This is a genomic window from Pseudomonas sp. 11/12A (genome assembly GCF_000800055.1).
Taxonomy (GTDB): domain Bacteria; phylum Pseudomonadota; class Gammaproteobacteria; order Pseudomonadales; family Pseudomonadaceae; genus Aquipseudomonas; species Aquipseudomonas mohnii.
Window position 1 is genome coordinate 211,806 of the sequence record NZ_JUGV01000001.1, and the last position, 14,590, is coordinate 226,395.

20 protein-coding genes are annotated in these 14,590 nt (G+C 59.2%); 14 read left to right on the top strand and 6 right to left on the bottom strand.

All coding sequences use genetic code 11. The features are described from left to right. Positions 1–160 precede the first annotated feature (160 nt). The 6 genes from GQ39_RS00975 (at position 161) to GQ39_RS01000 (ending at position 3,247) form a co-directional block, all read left to right on the top strand. Positions 161–766, top strand: coding sequence for a LemA family protein (locus GQ39_RS00975; protein ID WP_047526550.1), 606 nt, complete (start codon positions 161–163; stop codon positions 764–766). 28 nt (positions 767–794) lie between these two features. Beyond that, positions 795–1,547 (top strand): TPM domain-containing protein, encoded by a 753-nt coding sequence (locus GQ39_RS00980; RefSeq protein ID WP_047526552.1) that lies wholly within the window; start codon positions 795–797, stop codon positions 1,545–1,547. Positions 1,548–1,579: 32 nt separating this feature from the next. Beyond that, the gene (locus GQ39_RS00985; RefSeq protein ID WP_047526554.1) at positions 1,580–2,197 is read left to right on the top strand and encodes a TPM domain-containing protein; all 618 of its coding nucleotides are present in this window, start codon (positions 1,580–1,582) and stop codon (positions 2,195–2,197) included. Between the two features lie 132 nt (positions 2,198–2,329). Next, the gene (locus tag GQ39_RS00990) at positions 2,330–2,626 is read left to right on the top strand and encodes a helix-turn-helix domain-containing protein (RefSeq protein ID WP_047526556.1); all 297 of its coding nucleotides are present in this window, start codon (positions 2,330–2,332) and stop codon (positions 2,624–2,626) included. Next, complete coding sequence (locus GQ39_RS00995) at positions 2,613–2,969, top strand: putative holin (RefSeq protein ID WP_047526558.1); 357 nt, start codon at positions 2,613–2,615, stop codon at positions 2,967–2,969. The genes GQ39_RS00990 and GQ39_RS00995 overlap by 14 nt, the downstream gene beginning before the upstream one ends. Continuing rightward, the gene (locus GQ39_RS01000; protein WP_047538330.1) at positions 2,969–3,247 is read left to right on the top strand and encodes a phage holin family protein; all 279 of its coding nucleotides are present in this window, start codon (positions 2,969–2,971) and stop codon (positions 3,245–3,247) included. The genes GQ39_RS00995 and GQ39_RS01000 overlap by 1 nt, the downstream gene beginning before the upstream one ends. 24 nt (positions 3,248–3,271) lie before the next feature. On the opposite strand, the gene GQ39_RS31100 is transcribed toward GQ39_RS01000, so the two are convergent. Beyond that, the gene (locus tag GQ39_RS31100; RefSeq protein WP_081997820.1) at positions 3,272–3,697 is read right to left on the bottom strand and encodes a helix-turn-helix domain-containing protein; all 426 of its coding nucleotides are present in this window, start codon (positions 3,695–3,697) and stop codon (positions 3,272–3,274) included. Between the two features lie 300 nt (positions 3,698–3,997). Between GQ39_RS31100 and GQ39_RS31110 the strand changes: the two genes are divergently transcribed. From GQ39_RS31110 to GQ39_RS01010, 3 genes are all read left to right on the top strand, one after another. Then, on the top strand, positions 3,998–4,276 hold the full coding sequence (locus GQ39_RS31110) for an ogr/Delta-like zinc finger family protein (protein WP_081997822.1): 279 nt from the start codon (positions 3,998–4,000) through the stop codon (positions 4,274–4,276). 2 nt (positions 4,277–4,278) lie between these two features. Next, complete coding sequence (locus tag GQ39_RS01005) at positions 4,279–4,641, top strand: hypothetical protein (RefSeq protein ID WP_047526560.1); 363 nt, start codon at positions 4,279–4,281, stop codon at positions 4,639–4,641. 135 nt (positions 4,642–4,776) lie between these two features. Next, positions 4,777–5,991 (top strand): class I SAM-dependent methyltransferase, encoded by a 1,215-nt coding sequence (locus tag GQ39_RS01010; protein WP_047526563.1) that lies wholly within the window; start codon positions 4,777–4,779, stop codon positions 5,989–5,991. 75 nt (positions 5,992–6,066) lie between these two features. Here GQ39_RS01010 and GQ39_RS01015 read toward each other — a convergent pair whose 3' ends face one another. After that, positions 6,067–6,957: a DMT family transporter gene (locus tag GQ39_RS01015; protein ID WP_047538333.1), complete on the bottom strand. Its 891-nt coding sequence runs from the start codon at positions 6,955–6,957 to the stop codon at positions 6,067–6,069. A 237-nt stretch (positions 6,958–7,194) separates the two neighbouring features. On the opposite strand from GQ39_RS01015, the gene GQ39_RS01020 reads away from it, so the two are divergent. From GQ39_RS01020 to GQ39_RS01030, 3 genes are all read left to right on the top strand, one after another. After that, complete coding sequence (locus tag GQ39_RS01020) at positions 7,195–7,776, top strand: DJ-1/PfpI family protein (protein ID WP_047526566.1); 582 nt, start codon at positions 7,195–7,197, stop codon at positions 7,774–7,776. 14 nt (positions 7,777–7,790) lie between these two features. Beyond that, a complete protein-coding gene (locus GQ39_RS01025) occupies positions 7,791–8,096 on the top strand; it encodes a ribbon-helix-helix domain-containing protein (protein ID WP_047526568.1) in 306 nt (101 codons plus the stop codon). 160 nt (positions 8,097–8,256) lie between these two features. Next, entirely contained in the window at positions 8,257–8,601 is a 345-nt protein-coding gene (locus tag GQ39_RS01030) for a YegP family protein (RefSeq protein WP_047526570.1), read from the top strand. A 55-nt stretch (positions 8,602–8,656) separates the two neighbouring features. On the opposite strand, the gene GQ39_RS01035 is transcribed toward GQ39_RS01030, so the two are convergent. Together GQ39_RS01035 and GQ39_RS01040 are read right to left on the bottom strand one after the other, a co-directional pair. Beyond that, complete coding sequence (locus tag GQ39_RS01035; RefSeq protein ID WP_047526571.1) at positions 8,657–9,544, bottom strand: dihydrodipicolinate synthase family protein; 888 nt, start codon at positions 9,542–9,544, stop codon at positions 8,657–8,659. A 29-nt stretch (positions 9,545–9,573) separates the two neighbouring features. Further along, positions 9,574–10,356, bottom strand: a complete 783-nt coding sequence (locus GQ39_RS01040) for an aldolase (protein WP_047526572.1) — start codon at positions 10,354–10,356, stop codon at positions 9,574–9,576. A 110-nt stretch (positions 10,357–10,466) separates the two neighbouring features. Here GQ39_RS01040 and GQ39_RS01045 point away from each other — a divergent pair, with 110 nt between their 5' ends. Beyond that, positions 10,467–11,009 carry a helix-turn-helix domain-containing protein gene (locus GQ39_RS01045; RefSeq protein WP_047526573.1) on the top strand — a complete coding sequence of 181 codons (543 nt, stop codon included), beginning with the start codon at positions 10,467–10,469 and terminating at the stop codon, positions 11,007–11,009. Between the two features lie 61 nt (positions 11,010–11,070). On the opposite strand, the gene GQ39_RS01050 is transcribed toward GQ39_RS01045, so the two are convergent. Beyond that, positions 11,071–12,090 carry a DUF4917 family protein gene (locus GQ39_RS01050; RefSeq protein WP_047526575.1) on the bottom strand — a complete coding sequence of 340 codons (1,020 nt, stop codon included), beginning with the start codon at positions 12,088–12,090 and terminating at the stop codon, positions 11,071–11,073. 156 nt (positions 12,091–12,246) lie between these two features. Here GQ39_RS01050 and yiaY point away from each other — a divergent pair, with 156 nt between their 5' ends. Then, a complete protein-coding gene (gene yiaY / locus GQ39_RS01055) occupies positions 12,247–13,395 on the top strand; it encodes an L-threonine dehydrogenase (RefSeq protein ID WP_047526577.1) in 1,149 nt (382 codons plus the stop codon). On the opposite strand, the gene GQ39_RS01060 is transcribed toward yiaY, so the two are convergent. Then, on the bottom strand, positions 13,392–14,558 hold the full coding sequence (locus tag GQ39_RS01060; RefSeq protein WP_047526579.1) for a multidrug effflux MFS transporter: 1,167 nt from the start codon (positions 14,556–14,558) through the stop codon (positions 13,392–13,394). The two genes, yiaY and GQ39_RS01060, sit on opposite strands and share 4 nt — an antisense overlap. Positions 14,559–14,590: the final 32 nt, after the last annotated feature.

Here is a 14,590-nt window from a genome sequence, read left to right on the forward strand (position 1 = left end):
CAAAATACGGCAGCCGAATCGGATGTGTCTTTGCGCAGGGGCTCTTTTTAGCCCATCGGCCCGTTGCAATCCAGAGGCGCGGGCGATTATGCCCCAAGAGCCGACTCAGAAGGTTTCACGGTCGGTTTTTTCACTAAATGTACAACGGAGCATCATCCTGATGAATGTCAGTCCAACCTACCGTTCTCGCTTGCAGGTCGCCACGCTGCTGGTGCTGGCCACATTGCTGACTGCCTGCGGCATCGACAATATTCCGACCCTCGATGAACAGGCCAAGGCTGCCTGGGGCCAGGTGCAAAACCAGTATCAGCGCCGTGCCGACCTGATTCCCAATCTGGTGGAGACCGTCAAGGGCTACGCCAAGCACGAAGAGGCAACCCTGACCGCCGTGATCGAAGCCCGGGCCAAGGCCACGTCGATCCAGGTCGATGCTTCGACCCTGGACGACCCGGCAAAACTCAAGCAATACCAACAGGCCCAGGATCAGCTCAGTGGTGCGTTGAGCCGGTTGATGGTGGTCTCCGAGCGCTACCCGGACCTCAAGGCCAACCAGAACTTCCTGGCCCTGCAATCGCAACTTGAAGGTACCGAGAACCGCATCGCCGTCGCCCGCCGCGATTTCATTCTCGCGGTGCAGAAGTACAACACCGAAATCCGCACGTTCCCCGGACGCCTGTGGCACAGCGTGATGTACAGCAATCTGCCGATTCGCGAGACCTTCGAAGCCACGCCGGGTTCGGAGAAGGCGCCCGAGGTCAAATTCTGAATTGCCGTCGGTGCTGTCGAGGTTGCCAATGCGAGCGTTGAAGATAGGCCTGATGCTGTTGGTCTGGTTGGTTGCCCTGGCGGCCCAGGCCGAATTGAAGTTTCCGCAGCTGACCGGCCGGGTGGTGGATAACGCCCAGATGATTGAGCCAGCGGTGCGCGAGCAACTGACGCAGCAGCTTCAGGCTCATGAAAAAGCCACCGGCGAGCAGGTGGTCGTGGTCACGGTGCCGGACTTGCAGGGCACCGACATCGCCGATTTCGGCTATCAACTGGGGCGCTACTGGGGGATCGGGCAGAAGGACAAGAACAACGGAGCCTTGCTGATCGTGGCCCGTGATGAGCGCAAACTGCGCATCGAAGTCGGTTATGGCCTGGAAGATCGCCTGACCGATGCGCAGAGCTCGGTGATCATCCATCAGGTCATCACCCCGTCCTTCAAGGCCGGTCACTTCAGCAAAGGTATCAGCGACGGGGTGGCGGCGATGTTGGTGGTGCTGGGTGGCAACGCCCTGGACGAGCCATCGACCGCCTATGAATCCAGAGGCGATCCGGAGGGCGATTTCGTCTCGCGGCATCCGGGTATCTTCGTGTTTTTGGTGCTGCTGTTCATCCTGACTGTGTTTGTCTGCCAGATGCTCGGTATCCTTCCCGCCGGCCGTGGGGGTTCGGGCGGCTCCGGAGGCGGTTTCGGCGGTGGAGGTTTCGGCGGCGGTGGCGGCGGTGGCTTCAGCGGCGGCGGGGGCAGTTTCGGGGGCGGTGGTTCGTCGGGCGGCTGGTGATAAAAACAATAGCGAACAGGCATCTTCAAGACATGGCATTACTCACTGAACATGAACAACGCAAAGTGGCCGAGGCCATTGCCCGGGTCGAGCGCGACACCGACGCGGAGCTGGTGACCGTGCTCGCGGCCCGCGCCGACGACTATGCGTACATCCCGCTGCTCTGGGCCAGTCTGCTGGCGCTGGTGGTGCCGGGTATCGTGCATTACCTGACGGGGTGGTTGACCCTGCACAGCCTGCTGCTGGTGCAATGGATCAGTTTCATCGTCCTGTGCCTGGTGTTCCGCCTGCCGAAAATCACCACCCACCTCATCCCGCGCACGGTGCGGCACTGGCGTGCTTCCAACCTGGCGCGGCGACAGTTCCTGGAGCAAAACCTGCACCACACGGTAGGCCGCACTGGTATGTTGATATTCGTCTGTGAGGCCGAGCGCTATGTAGAAATCCTGGTAGATGAAGGGATCTCCAGTCGCCTGGACGACAAGAACTGGGACGCGATTGTCGCGACGTTCACCCAACAAGTGCGGCAAGGACAGACGTTGCAGGGGTTCGTCAACTGCGTCGAGGCGTGCGGCGAGTTACTCAAGGTTCATGTGCCGGTGACCCATGTGCGCAATGAGTTGCCCAATCGCCTGGTAGTGCTTGGCTAGGCATTTTGATCACGATCTTTTGTAGCGCTTCCAGGGACAATGACCGTCGGTTGTCCGGGTTCAGGCCAGTCTTCAACATCTCTCCTAACAGTGAACGCCGCACGACGGGCGTTCTGATAAGAGAGAGTTCCTATGTCAATGCATCAAATGCTCGACTCTTTGGCTGGCGCCCGCGGCGGCGCGCAGGCTCTGCCGGTGCAACTGACGGCCAAAGAAACACAAACCCTGATGTGGTGCTTCAAAGGTAAAACCTCGTGGGAAATCGCCAGGATTCAGAATTGTTCGGAATCCACGGTCAACTTCCACTTCTCCAATATTCGCCGCAAGTTTGCGGTCAGGTCTCGTAGCGCTGCCTTGCTCAAAGCCATTGAGGCGGGCGCCATCCGCGTGGGCGAGGTTGAATGGCGAGGCCCCCATGAGCCTGACTGACTCGACCTACAACAGTGTCGGTGGACTGCTGTTGGGCTTGGGTATCGCGACTCTGCCCGCGATTGATGGCGAGGTGCTGTTCGGCGCATCGCTCGGGGCGTGGCTGGTGACCACGACGCGCACCAATTTCAAGGCGTGGCAGCGTATCGGCTCCTGGTTGCTGTCGGCGGGCGTCGGTTATCTCTTCACGCCGGTGGCACTGCCGTTGACCCCATTCCTGACAGCGGGTGTGACGGCGTTTCTTTGTGCGCTGGTCGTCATTCCCATCAGCATCAAGCTCATGCTGTGGATTGACGGTGCCGCCCTGGGGGAAATCGTTCGGCATTTGAGAGGGCGAGGATGATGGGGGATGACGCCGTTGCACTTGCCCTCATAACCGGCATTGCTCATTTGTTGAGTGCATTCAGGCTGGCCTGTTATCAGCGTGATGAAATGCGACACCGTTGGCGCGACGGACTGTTGACCAGCCTGTGTGGCGGGCTGTTTTGCGTGGCCGGGATGGATGTACTTATAACCTCTGTACCTGTGAGTCCATGGCATTCAGTGGTGAGCGTGTTGTTATGCGTACTGATCATACGAAATGAAGGAAATATCATTGTGCTATGGCGCGCCTTGAAGTAACCGCACTTCTGTTTAGATATGACTTTATGTTTCTTTCGATGGTTGAAGTGTCTTAAGGATGGCGGCCATTTCCGCTAGTTGAAGTTCCATATCACGCAGGCGTCGCTTTTCCTCCAGTGCATGTTGAATGGCGTGGCGATCCTCTTCATTGAGCAATCGCCATAACGCGAGAATTGTATTTTCCCGGTTCGAATTGTCTTGATTTTCCTCGGATGACTGCCCGGGAACAGGCCGTAATACCGGCCCTTCACCGAGCAGTAGCCAATCAAGAGAGATGCCACGGGTTTGTGCGATATCTACGCATAATGAGTATGGTGTGCTATCGCGACCTTTCCAGCTACTGAGGGTTTGCGGACTGATCTTTAGGGCGGAGGATAATGATGCATCGCTTTTAGTACCGGTAATTTGCTTCAGGCGCGTCAGAACAGCCTGTGATTTTTTGCTACGCAATTTGAGCCTCTTCCTTTTGACATATGCTTTTTGAGTGCCTAACTTATGCGTAATGAGTACTTTTTTTCTTGTGAGTAATCAATCGTCAACTATGAATCAGAAGAATACGATGTCGAAACTTCCTAATGGTAGCAAGGTGATTTCCTACGGGTTTAGTTCTTACCCAATACGCTTCTGCCCATTGCACTTCCCTTTGTCCGGCAGGCGCCATTCGCAAGGGCGGATCCTGGCGAGCAACGCTTCCAGCAGTATTGCGTTTGACAATCTCGATTACCACCAGATGACCACCGGGATGCAGGCATGAGTACTTACAAGATGGTGTGTCCGCACTGCTTGAGCCGGATGCGTATTCGAACCAGCGAGGGCCGTCATATTTTTCTGCGGGTCGCCTATTTGCAATGTACGTCCGAAGCGTGCGGCTGGTCGGTTCGCGCCGAGTTCGAAATGACCCATGAACTTTCCCCCAGTGGAATGCCCAACCCGGCGGTTCGTTTACCTTGCGCCGGGCCGGACTTGCGCCGTGCCGCCCGGCCTGTTGCAGTCAGTGAAACATCGACGGACACGCAACAGGAGCCGTGAGCATGAACGAAGTCGATGAAAACCCGGAATTGAATGAGGATCTGCTGGCCATGGCCCAGGCCTTTCTGATTCGACATGAAAGCGACGGATTGCTCGATGACCAGGTGTTGTTCTGTCGTGCCGTCAAGCATTTGCAAAGTGTCGATGTGCCCATGCATGTGGCGGAAAGACTGGTCAGTCATGCTTATGGGGAGCTCAAATCGAGCCATGATCGTCGGCGCCTGGACATCGCCGCGAGTTCTGAAACCGTCGCGGTGGTGACTGACCCGCTCAACGGTCTTACCTGGGCGGTACCGGTCGGGCTGATCGTCAAATACGTGATCAATTCGCCGAGTAACCGTAAGCTTCGCCTGGTTGAGCCGTGACGCTTTAAAGGCATTTATTCAGGTCTTGGGTGGCGTGACCAAGACCTGCCACAAAATAACCCCGTGCCCAAAACCCCCGGCCCCCCTAAAATACCCGGCATTCCCCCCGATTCGTATCGCCCGAGGCCGTTTTTCATGTCTGTCACCGCCACTCCCGCCAGCCTCGTGCCGGATCATCACGCTCAATTCATCGATTTGCTGCAATCGAGCCTCGATCAGAATGCCTTCATCAAACTGGTGCTGGCCAAATACGTCGGCGAAGAGGCGGAGCTGCAGCGGATCATCATCAAGCCGGTCACCGTCAAGTCGCAGCCTTGCCTGTCCTTCGTCTATCGCTACAAAACCCGCGACATCACCAAGAACCTGCCGCTGGCCGAAGGGGTGGCAAGCATTGCCGAACTGCTTCCCGCGTCGTTCAAGAATGCGCATTTACTGTCGTTGACCGATGAAGCCCAGCTCGAATACAGCAAAAAGGGCAAGCCTTCACTGTTTAAGAGCAAACCCCACCAATTGCGTGAAGTGCCGTCCGCCGAGCACAACCGCGAGAAAAACCGCTTCCTCGACCTGAGCCGACCGTTTCTCGCCGACCTTGGCGTGACCAACAAGCAGCATGAGCTGATCCCGGCGATGTCGCGCAAGTGGAAGCAGATCAACAAATTCATCGAAGTGTTCAGCCACGCCCTGACCTCGTCACCCTTGGCGCTGGACAAGCCCGTGCGCGTGGCGGACTTCGGTTCGGGCAAGGGTTACCTGACCTTTGCCATTCACGATTACCTGCGCAATACCTTGAACGCCGAGGGCGAAGTGACCGGTGTCGAGTTGCGTGAGGACATGGTCACCCTCTGCAATGCCGCCGCGGCCAAGCTTGAGCATCCGGGGCTGGTCTTCAAGTGTGGTGACGTGCGCAGCGTGGCGCCGAGCGAGCTGGACGTCATGATCGCGCTGCACGCCTGTGACATCGCAACCGACTACGCGATTCACACCGGTATCCGTTCCGGCGCGTCGATCATCATGTGCTCGCCGTGCTGCCATAAACAGATTCGCCTGCAAATCCAGAGCCCGGCATTGCTCAAACCGATGCTGCAGTACGGTTTGCACCTGGGCCAGCAGGCTGAGATGGTGACCGACAGTCTGCGTGCGCTGTTCCTCGAAGCCTGCGGTTATGAGACCAAGGTGTTCGAGTTCATCTCACTGGACCATACCAACAAGAACAAGATGATCCTGGCGGTCAAACGCGCCGAGCCGGTGGACCCGGCCCAGCTGTTGGTGAAGATCCAGGAGCTGAAGGATTTCTACCACATCAGCGAGCATTGCCTGGAAACCCTGCTGCGGGCGGACGGCTACCTCTGATCCCATGCAGGAGCCGGCTTGCTGGCGATGGCGATCCTGAGGACGCCATCGCCAGCAAGCTGGCTCCCACAGGGTTTATGCGGCGGCAATTCGCGCGGGTTTGATGGCGGTCTTGCGTCCCAACATCACCGTCACGATCACTCCGGCGGCAAACAGCCAGGTGATCGGCTCGACGTGTTCGCCGAAGAACAGCGCCGAGAAGGCGATGGTGAAGAAGATCTGCAGCAACTGGATCTGACTGACCCGCGCAATTCCGCCCATGGCCAGCCCGGCGTACCAGGCAAAGAACCCGATGAACTGCGAAAACAGCGAGACATAGCCGAAAGCCCACCAGGTTTTCGCCGAGATATCGCCTTGATGTTGCAGCGCCAGGTACACCACCGGCCCGATCAACACGGGCGTCGACAGCACCAGCGCCCAGCAGATCACCTGCCAGCCGCCCATTTCCTTGGCCAGGCGTCCCCCTTCGGCATACCCCAGGCCGCCCACGGCAATCGCTCCGAGCATCAGCAAATCGCCGGCCTGAATGCTCCCGGCACCGCTGATCAGCGCATACCCCAACACCAACGCACTGCCCAGTGCGGCGCAGGCCCAGAACGCCTTCGACGGTCGTTCATGGGACAGCCATGCCGCGTACAACGCCACGCACAGGGGCTGCAGGCCATTGACCAGGGCGCCATGGGACGCCGGCAAGGTTTGCATGGCCCAGGCCGACAACACCGGGAAGCCCAGGATCACCCCGGCAATCACCAGGGTCAGGCCTTTGACCTGCTTCCAGGTCGGCCATTTCTCACGACGCCAGAGCAACAGCAGTGCCGCGGGAATCGCCGCGAACAGGGCCCGGCCCAAGCCGTTGAGCAGTGGGTGGAGCTCTTGCACGACGATTCGCGTGAAGGGCAGGGTGAGGCTGAAGATCACAACGCCGAGCAGGCCAAGGGCCATGCCGGTGTTTTCGCGGGAGGACATGATGGCAACCAGAATCGAGGTGGGTGGGGGTGCCTTCATCTAGCCATAATTGGCGGGGAGCGCGCTGTTACAGCTAGGTGCAGAGTTATCCGTACAGTTTGAGGACGCCTTCGCGGGCAAGCCCGCGAAGAACGGTAACGCGGTCCATCAGGTAGTAGCAGGTTATTACCCGACCCGCCGGATAAGGACTACCTTGAATACTCCTGCAAGCCCACGTTTTCCAGAGGAGTCCTCCCCATGGCGGCTAAAAAAATTCTGATGCTGGTTGGCGATTACGTCGAAGACTACGAAGTGATGGTGCCTTTCCAGGCGTTGTTGATGGTGGGTCATACGGTACACGCGGTGTGCCCGGACAAAACCGCCGGCCAGACCGTGCGCACTGCGATCCATGACTTCGAAGGCGACCAGACCTACAGCGAAAAGCCCGGTCACCTGTTTGCCCTGAACTTCGACTTCGCCAAGGTCGCGGCAGCGGACTACGACGCGCTGCTGGTGCCCGGTGGTCGTGCGCCGGAGTACCTGCGGCTGAACGAAAAAGTCCTGGAGCTGGTACGGGATTTCGACAAGGCCGGCAAACCGATTGCCGCCGTGTGCCACGGCGCGCAGTTGCTGGCGGCGGCAGGGATTCTCGAAGGCCGTGAGTGCAGCGCTTACCCGGCCTGCGCGCCGGAAGTGCGCCTGGCCGGCGGTACGTATATCGATATTCCGGTGACGGACGGCCACGTTCAAGGCAATCTGGCCACCGCGCCGGCCTGGCCTGCCCACCCGAACTGGCTGGCGGGTTTCCTTGGGTTGCTGGGCACCAAAATCACGCTGTAACGAGGGACCTTTCCATGTGCGAGCTCTACGTCAAAGCTGACCCGATTCTCTACGAATCGCGCTCCCGCTCGCTGCGCATCTGCGGAGTGGTCACCACCCTGCGGCTGGAGAATCAGTTCTGGGACATCCTCAGCGAAATTGCCGAGGTCGACGGCATGACCACCAATCAGTTGATCGCCAAGCTGTATGAAGAGGTGATGGACTACCGCGGCGAGGTGGTGAATTTCGCCTCGTTCTTGCGCGTGAGTTGTACGCGGTATCTGAGTCAGCGGCGGGTGGCGACGCCTGAATTGTCGGTGGTGAAACGCTCAGTGATATAGGTTTTTCGGCGTACTTGCCGGCCCCATCGTCGGAACGCCGCCCGGAGCAGGTTCGCTCCCGGGCGGCGTTCCGACGATGGGGCCGGCTCAGGCGACAGATTTGCCGGGCTGGTCTTTACTCTGAAGCGCGCAACCTCTCAATCGCCAAAGGAGAAAGAGCATGTCCGGATGGTACGAAGTGAGCAAAAGCATCAGCGGTCAATTCAGGTTTGTACTGAAGGCGGCCAATGCCGAGACCATTCTGACCAGCGAGCACTACAGCACGCGCGCCGCAGCCGATAAAGGCATCGCGGCGGTGCAGGCCAACAGCCCGATGGATGAGCGTTACGAGAAAAAAACCACCAGGGATGGCCACCCTTATTTCAACCTCAAGGCCGCTAACCACGAGATCATCGGCACCAGCGAGGCCTTTTCTTCTGCGACCGCTCTGGAAAAAGGCATCGCCAGTGTGAAGGCCAACGGGCCAACCAAGGTGATCAAGGACAAGACATTGCCGGTGCTTTGAGGCACTTGTCGGAGCGGGCAAGCTCGCTCCCACAGTGGTTTTATGAGGTTGGAAGTCAGCGCAGAGTGTTCAACAGCCCCTGGAGCTGATCGCGTCCAGCCTCACTCAACGGAAAAACCGGTAACCGCGGATCGCCCGATTCCAGCCCGGTGGCACGCAACCCAGCCTTGATGGTCGCCGGCAGGCCACCCTTGAGAATGAAGTCCAGCAAGGGCAACTGGCGATAGAACAGCTCGCGCGCCTTGCTCAAGTCGTTTTCCAGCACCGCCTGATACAAGTCGAGGTTGAGCTGCGGGATCAGGTTTGTTGCCGCCGTGCACCAGCCCTTGGCCCCGGCGGCAAACGCTTCCAGCGCCAACGGGTTGCAACCGTTGTAAAACGGCACCTGACCTTCGCCCAGGCGTTGCAGTTGATGCATGCGCTGGATGTCGCCGGTGCTCTCCTTGACCATGGTCACGTTTTCCACGCCTTTGACGATGCGCAAAATCAGGTCCACCGACATGTCGGTGCCGCTGGTGGCCGGGTTGTTGTAGAGCATGATCGGCACACCGATGCTGTCGCCGATGGCGCGGTAGTGGGCGAGGATTTCCGCTTCGCTGAGTTTCCAGTAGGCGGTTGGCAACACCATCACCGCATCGGCACCCTGGGCTTCGGCGAAACGTGCGCGGCGTACTGCTTTGGCAGTGGTCAGATCGGACACGCTGACAATGGTCGGCACGCGTTTGGCCACGTGTCTGATACTGAATTCGGCGACTTGATCCCACTCTGCGTCGCTCAGGTAGGCGCCTTCCCCGGTGCTGCCCAGTGGTGCGATGGCATGCACGCCGCTGTCGATCAAACGGTCGATGGAGCGCCCGAGCGCGTCGAGGTCGACACTTTCACCCTGGGCGGTGAAAGGCGTGATGGTGTAGCCGATGATGCCGTGAATGGTTGTGCTCGACATGGTGTCTCTCCGTGATAAAAGGTCGGGGTTCAGTTCAGGCAATCGGCGTGTTGACGCAGGTTCTGCCGGGCGTAGTAGTTGAAAGCGGCGGCGTGTCGTTTGGGCCGGGCGATCCAGTCATGGGCTTCACGGCCCAGCTCGGGGATGATCGGCTTGATGGTCCCGGCGCTCATCGCCAGCAGTTGCAGCCTGGCGGCGCGTTCGATCAGTTGGGCAATCACACAGGCTTCCTCGATGGTGCCGCCGGTGGACAACTGGCCGTGATGGGAAAGCAGGATCGCCCTTTTGTCGCCCAGGGCCCCGGCAATCAACTCGCCCTCTTCATTACCGACCGGCACACCAGGCCAGCCTTCGAGAAACGCGCAGTCGTCGTAGAGCGGGCAGAGGTCCATGTGTGAAATCTGCAGCGGCACTTCCAGCATCGACAAGGCCGCAACGTGGGTCGGGTGGGTGTGAATGATGCAGTTCACATCCGGCCGGGCGCGGTACACCCAACTGTGGAAACGGTTGGCCGGATTGGGCATGCCATGGCCGGCAAGCACGTCCAGGTCTTCATTGACCAGCAACAGGTTGCTCGCGGTGATTTCGTCAAAACCCAGGCCCAGTTGTTGAGTGTAATAGGTGCCTGGCTGCGGGCCGCGGGCGGTGATTTGCCCGGCCAGTCCGGAATCATGGCCGCTCTCGAACAGAATGCGGCACGTCAGGGCCAGCTTTTGCCGGTCGGTCCACGTATTATCCGCGAGGGTGTTTTGCATCTGGATCAGCGCTTGCTTGACCAGTTGCTCTTTGGGCAGTGCTAAGGTCTTGGCCATATCGGTGTCCTTTGGGGTGATTCATGCAGATGACACTAAAGAGGCTATATGACACATTGTGTCATTGGCAAGGACAAATCGTCGGCTCCTTGATGGATTAATCGCTCCACATGTCTATCCGTTTGAAATTACTCAGAAAAAAACTTGGCGTGACACTTGAAGCCTTGGCCGAAAAATCCGGTATGACCAAGAGCTATCTGTCGAAAGTCGAGCGCGGGCTGAACACGCCGTCGATCGCGGCTGCCCTGAAACTGGCCAAGGCGTTGAACGTGAAGGTCGAGGAGTTGTTTTCCGAGGACAAGGTCAGCCTCGACAGCTACAGCCTGGTGCGCAGCCATGAGCGCCAGTCCCTGGCGGCCAACGATCAAAGTCCCGGCTACGCGGTGCTGGCCCATCAGGTCAGTGAACGCAGCCTGCTGCCATTCATCATTTATCCGCCCGCCGAATTCACCGACAAAGCCTTCAAGGAACACACCGGGGAGGAGTTTCTGTTCGTCCACGAGGGACAGGTGGAAGTGGACTTCATGAACGAGCGAGTGCTGCTCGATCGCGGTGACGCGCTGCACTTCAACGCGCAAAAACCGCACCGGATACGGTCAGTGGGAGAGGTTCAGGCGCAGTTGCTGGTGGTGGTGCACAGCAACGAGGAATGAGCCCTGGCACTTGATCGGTGGCGAGGGCGCTTGCTCCCTCGCCACCGATCAAGTGCCGGCCTCAGACTTCGACCGGAACGGTCAGCTTCGGGCTACCCAGTGCATGGGTCTTCGAGTCAAAAAAGCGCAACTCAATACCCGTCCCCTCAAACACCTTCGCGTAATAGCGCTTCTGATGCTGGATAAACGCCTTGCTGCGCGGATAGATCGAGATCGCCACCCGCTGCGGTTTCGCCTGACGCAAGGCGTGCACAATGTGGCTGTCCTGCTCACCCAAGGCATGGCCGAAAATGCACAAGCCCTCGCCATGACTCAGTAACTGGTCGTAGCAGAACGACAGATAATCCGAGCTGCGAATGGTCTTGAGCTTGTCCGTGCTCGGCCCTTCGTTGATGAACAGCGGCACGTCGTCGAGGGTCTTGATCGTATTGTTGATCGCGAAATTACCCAGCAATGTGCCCTCGGTCGACATCAGCTTGCGCGCCGTGCCGTCCTGATTGCGCACCAGGTGCAGGCCACCGTGCAGGTACAGCAAGCGGGTTTTGTCGGTGGCGGTGGCGCTGAGGTCGAAGCCGGGCTCGTCACCCTGGAACAGATCGGTGATCGCCTGCGGCGAGTGCTGGATCGCCCAGTAATTGAGCAGATCGTAGTTGGTGGTGAATACCGTGCGGTAGCGGGCCAGTTCCTGATTGATCGAGCCCAGGGTCGACGCCTGGACCAACCGCCACGGGATATGCACCGCGTGCACGGTGTTGATCAAGGCTTCCTTGATCGCATAGTAACGATTGCGCGGGGCGGCGGAGCTGACGGCCAGGGCCTTGTTGACCCGGCTGGTGGTTTTCAGCGCGCTGAGCACTTGTTCGAAACTGCGGGTTTGCAGCGCATCGAACACACTCAATTCCGATTGGCTCAGGGGCTTTTCTTCGACGGTGCGGGCGTTCTCGAACAGCGAGTCGTAGCCGAAATCGTCCCACACGGCGCGGCTGGCGCCGTTGCCCACCAGCAAGCCGGCGAACGCAGCGCTTGAGCGCAAGGCGTTACAGTCTTCAAGTTGGGCGTCGACATCCTGTAAATCGGTCATTGCGTTTGTCGTCTCGAAGCAAAAGGTCTGATGGGCGGCGACTTTATCACGACCGGACGTTGAGCCAGATCAACATGCCGTCGTGGCGACGGGTCGATTCTTGGCGCATTCAGAGGATCGGTGCTGCCGGTCTGCCCCTCGTCAGGAGACTCGCACATGATTAGTACGTTTTTTATCCCCGCCGTGAACATCATGGGCATCGGTTGCCTGGACGAAGCCATGGACGCCATCCGCCAATACGGTTTTCGCAAAGCGTTCATCGTTACCGACGCCGGGCTGGCCAAGGCCGGCGTGGCGAGCATGATTGCCGGGAAACTGGCGCTGCAGGACATCGATTCGGTGATCTTCGACGGGGCCAAACCCAACCCCAGCATCGCCAACGTCGAGCACGGCCTGGGTCTGCTCAAGGAGACCCGGTGTGACTTCGTGGTGTCCCTGGGCGGGGGCTCGCCCCACGACTGTGCCAAGGGGATCGCCCTGTGCGCGACCAACGGCGGGCAGATTCGCGACTACGAGGGCGTCGATCGGTCCACTAAACCGCAACTGCCGTTGATTGCCATCAACACCACGGCCGGCACGGCCAGCGAAATGACCCGGTTCTGCATCATCACCGACGAATCGCGGCACGTGAAAATGGCCATTGTCGATCGCAACGTCACGCCGCTGCTGTCGGTCAACGATCCGGACCTGATGATCGCCATGCCCAAGGGCCTGACGGCCGCCACCGGCATGGATGCCCTGACCCACGCCATCGAAGCCTACGTGTCCACCGCTGCCACTCCGATCACCGATGCCTGCGCTCTGAAGGCCATCACCCTGATCAGCCATAACCTGCGCCTGGTGGTGGAGGACGGTGAAAACCTGGGGGCGCGGGAAGGCATGGCGTACGCGCAGTTTTTGGCCGGCATGGCGTTCAACAATGCGTCCCTGGGCTTCGTGCATGCCATGGCTCACCAGTTGGGTGGCTTCTACGACTTGCCCCATGGCGTGTGCAACGCAGTGCTGTTACCCCACGTGCAAAGCTTCAATGCCCAGGTCTGCGCCGTTCGCCTGACCGACGTGGCCCACGCCATGGGCGCCGACATTCGCGGATTCAGCCCGGAAGAGGGCGCCCAGGCGGCTATCGAGGCCATCCGCCGCCTTGCACTTGATGTGGACATCCCCGCCGGTTTGCGTGAGCTCGGCGTCCGGCTCAACGACATCCCGACCCTGGCCAGCAACGCCCTGAAAGATGCATGCGGCGTGACCAACCCCCGAGCGGCGGATCAGCGGCAGATCGAAGAGATTTTCCGCAGCGCGTTCTAGACGTTTTGGCGGCCGGGCGCGAGCACCACGCAAAGCATCGCGCCCAAGGCCAGCAATGTGCATGACAATGACAGCGGCCAGGGCTGCGGGCTGGCGGTCAGGCTGACAATCCCGCCGATGATGGCGGCCATCAGTTGATGAATGAAACCGCTCAGCGCCATTGCATAGGCACCACCAATGGGTGAACCGTCGTTGGCCAGCGACAGACTGATCGGGTAATTCAACGACTGTCCGAACACTGCAATGCAATACGGCAACCAAAATAGCAACGCAATTGGAGTGCCTGCGATGCTGCCCAGCAACATCAGCGTGCTACCGGCCAACACCAGCCCTACACCCGCCGTCATCAAACGCCGCTGACCGATGCGCAGCACCAAACGGTTGACTGCCACCGCCCCCAGAAAATAGGCCGCGCTGATAGCCCAACCCAGCAATCCATATTCCACGGCAGACCAGTTGAAAGGGCCTTGTAGAATCAGTGGCGCAGCGGTGTTAAAGGCGATAATCACCCCGTACCCCAATCCGCCGGTCAGTGCCGGAAGCAGAAAAGATCGATGGCGCAGAATTCGCCAATAACTGGGCCAGGCGGATCGCTGAACGCTTTCCTCAGACAGCGTCGGGAATGTAATACGCGACACAATCAGCGCCATCGCCAGGCTCACGCCACCCAACAGGTAAAAGATCGCCGGCCAGCCTAGTACGATCTGGATAATCGACCCCAGGTACTGGCCGATTCCCAGCGCCACCACAAAGGAAATCGAGAGCCAGGACAGCGCTTTGGCCAACAGGTCACCCCGGAAACTGTCGCGAATCAATACCCTGGCCATCACCGAAATCCCGCTGGCGCCAACGCCTTGGAGCATGCGCAGGATCAGAAACGACTCCAGCGTCGAGCTAACAGGCAAGGCGAGATTCCCAGCGCCATAAATGCCCAGTGCAGCGAGCAATACCGGTTTGCGCCCGACACGCTGGGCCATACTGCCCCAGAACAACATGGGCAATGCCATGCCGATCAGATACGCGGCCAATCCCCACGACACCTGCGAAGCTTCAGCGGACAGACCCCGGGCAATTTCCGGAAGAGCCGGTAGATAAATGCTCATGCCCAATTGCGCGAGAAAAACCGTGCTGCAGGTGACGAGGAGGGTGGTGCTGCTCTTCATGGAGGGCTCGTAGTATTTTTTTGTTGGCCGGG

Bases quoted from the DNA above. Each gene is read 5' to 3' on its own strand.
- GQ39_RS00975 (WP_047526550.1), top strand. From the start codon at position 161: ATGAATGTCAGTCCAACCTACCGTTCTCGCTTGCAGGTCGCCACGCTG.
- GQ39_RS00980 (WP_047526552.1), top strand. From the start codon at position 795: ATGCGAGCGTTGAAGATAGGCCTGATGCTGTTGGTCTGGTTGGTTGCC.
- GQ39_RS00985 (WP_047526554.1), top strand. From the start codon at position 1,580: ATGGCATTACTCACTGAACATGAACAACGCAAAGTGGCCGAGGCCATT.
- GQ39_RS00990 (WP_047526556.1), top strand. From the start codon at position 2,330: ATGTCAATGCATCAAATGCTCGACTCTTTGGCTGGCGCCCGCGGCGGC.
- GQ39_RS00995 (WP_047526558.1), top strand. From the start codon at position 2,613: ATGAGCCTGACTGACTCGACCTACAACAGTGTCGGTGGACTGCTGTTG.
- GQ39_RS01000 (WP_047538330.1), top strand. From the start codon at position 2,969: ATGGGGGATGACGCCGTTGCACTTGCCCTCATAACCGGCATTGCTCAT.
- GQ39_RS31110 (WP_081997822.1), top strand. From the start codon at position 3,998: ATGAGTACTTACAAGATGGTGTGTCCGCACTGCTTGAGCCGGATGCGT.
- GQ39_RS01005 (WP_047526560.1), top strand. From the start codon at position 4,279: ATGAACGAAGTCGATGAAAACCCGGAATTGAATGAGGATCTGCTGGCC.
- GQ39_RS01010 (WP_047526563.1), top strand. From the start codon at position 4,777: ATGTCTGTCACCGCCACTCCCGCCAGCCTCGTGCCGGATCATCACGCT.
- GQ39_RS01015 (WP_047538333.1), bottom strand. From the start codon at position 6,957: ATGTCCTCCCGCGAAAACACCGGCATGGCCCTTGGCCTGCTCGGCGTT.
- GQ39_RS01020 (WP_047526566.1), top strand. From the start codon at position 7,195: ATGGCGGCTAAAAAAATTCTGATGCTGGTTGGCGATTACGTCGAAGAC.
- GQ39_RS01025 (WP_047526568.1), top strand. From the start codon at position 7,791: ATGTGCGAGCTCTACGTCAAAGCTGACCCGATTCTCTACGAATCGCGC.
- GQ39_RS01030 (WP_047526570.1), top strand. From the start codon at position 8,257: ATGTCCGGATGGTACGAAGTGAGCAAAAGCATCAGCGGTCAATTCAGG.
- GQ39_RS01035 (WP_047526571.1), bottom strand. From the start codon at position 9,544: ATGTCGAGCACAACCATTCACGGCATCATCGGCTACACCATCACGCCT.
- GQ39_RS01040 (WP_047526572.1), bottom strand. From the start codon at position 10,356: ATGGCCAAGACCTTAGCACTGCCCAAAGAGCAACTGGTCAAGCAAGCG.
- GQ39_RS01045 (WP_047526573.1), top strand. From the start codon at position 10,467: ATGTCTATCCGTTTGAAATTACTCAGAAAAAAACTTGGCGTGACACTT.
- GQ39_RS01050 (WP_047526575.1), bottom strand. From the start codon at position 12,090: ATGACCGATTTACAGGATGTCGACGCCCAACTTGAAGACTGTAACGCC.
- yiaY (WP_047526577.1), top strand. From the start codon at position 12,247: ATGATTAGTACGTTTTTTATCCCCGCCGTGAACATCATGGGCATCGGT.
- GQ39_RS01060 (WP_047526579.1), bottom strand. From the start codon at position 14,558: ATGAAGAGCAGCACCACCCTCCTCGTCACCTGCAGCACGGTTTTTCTC.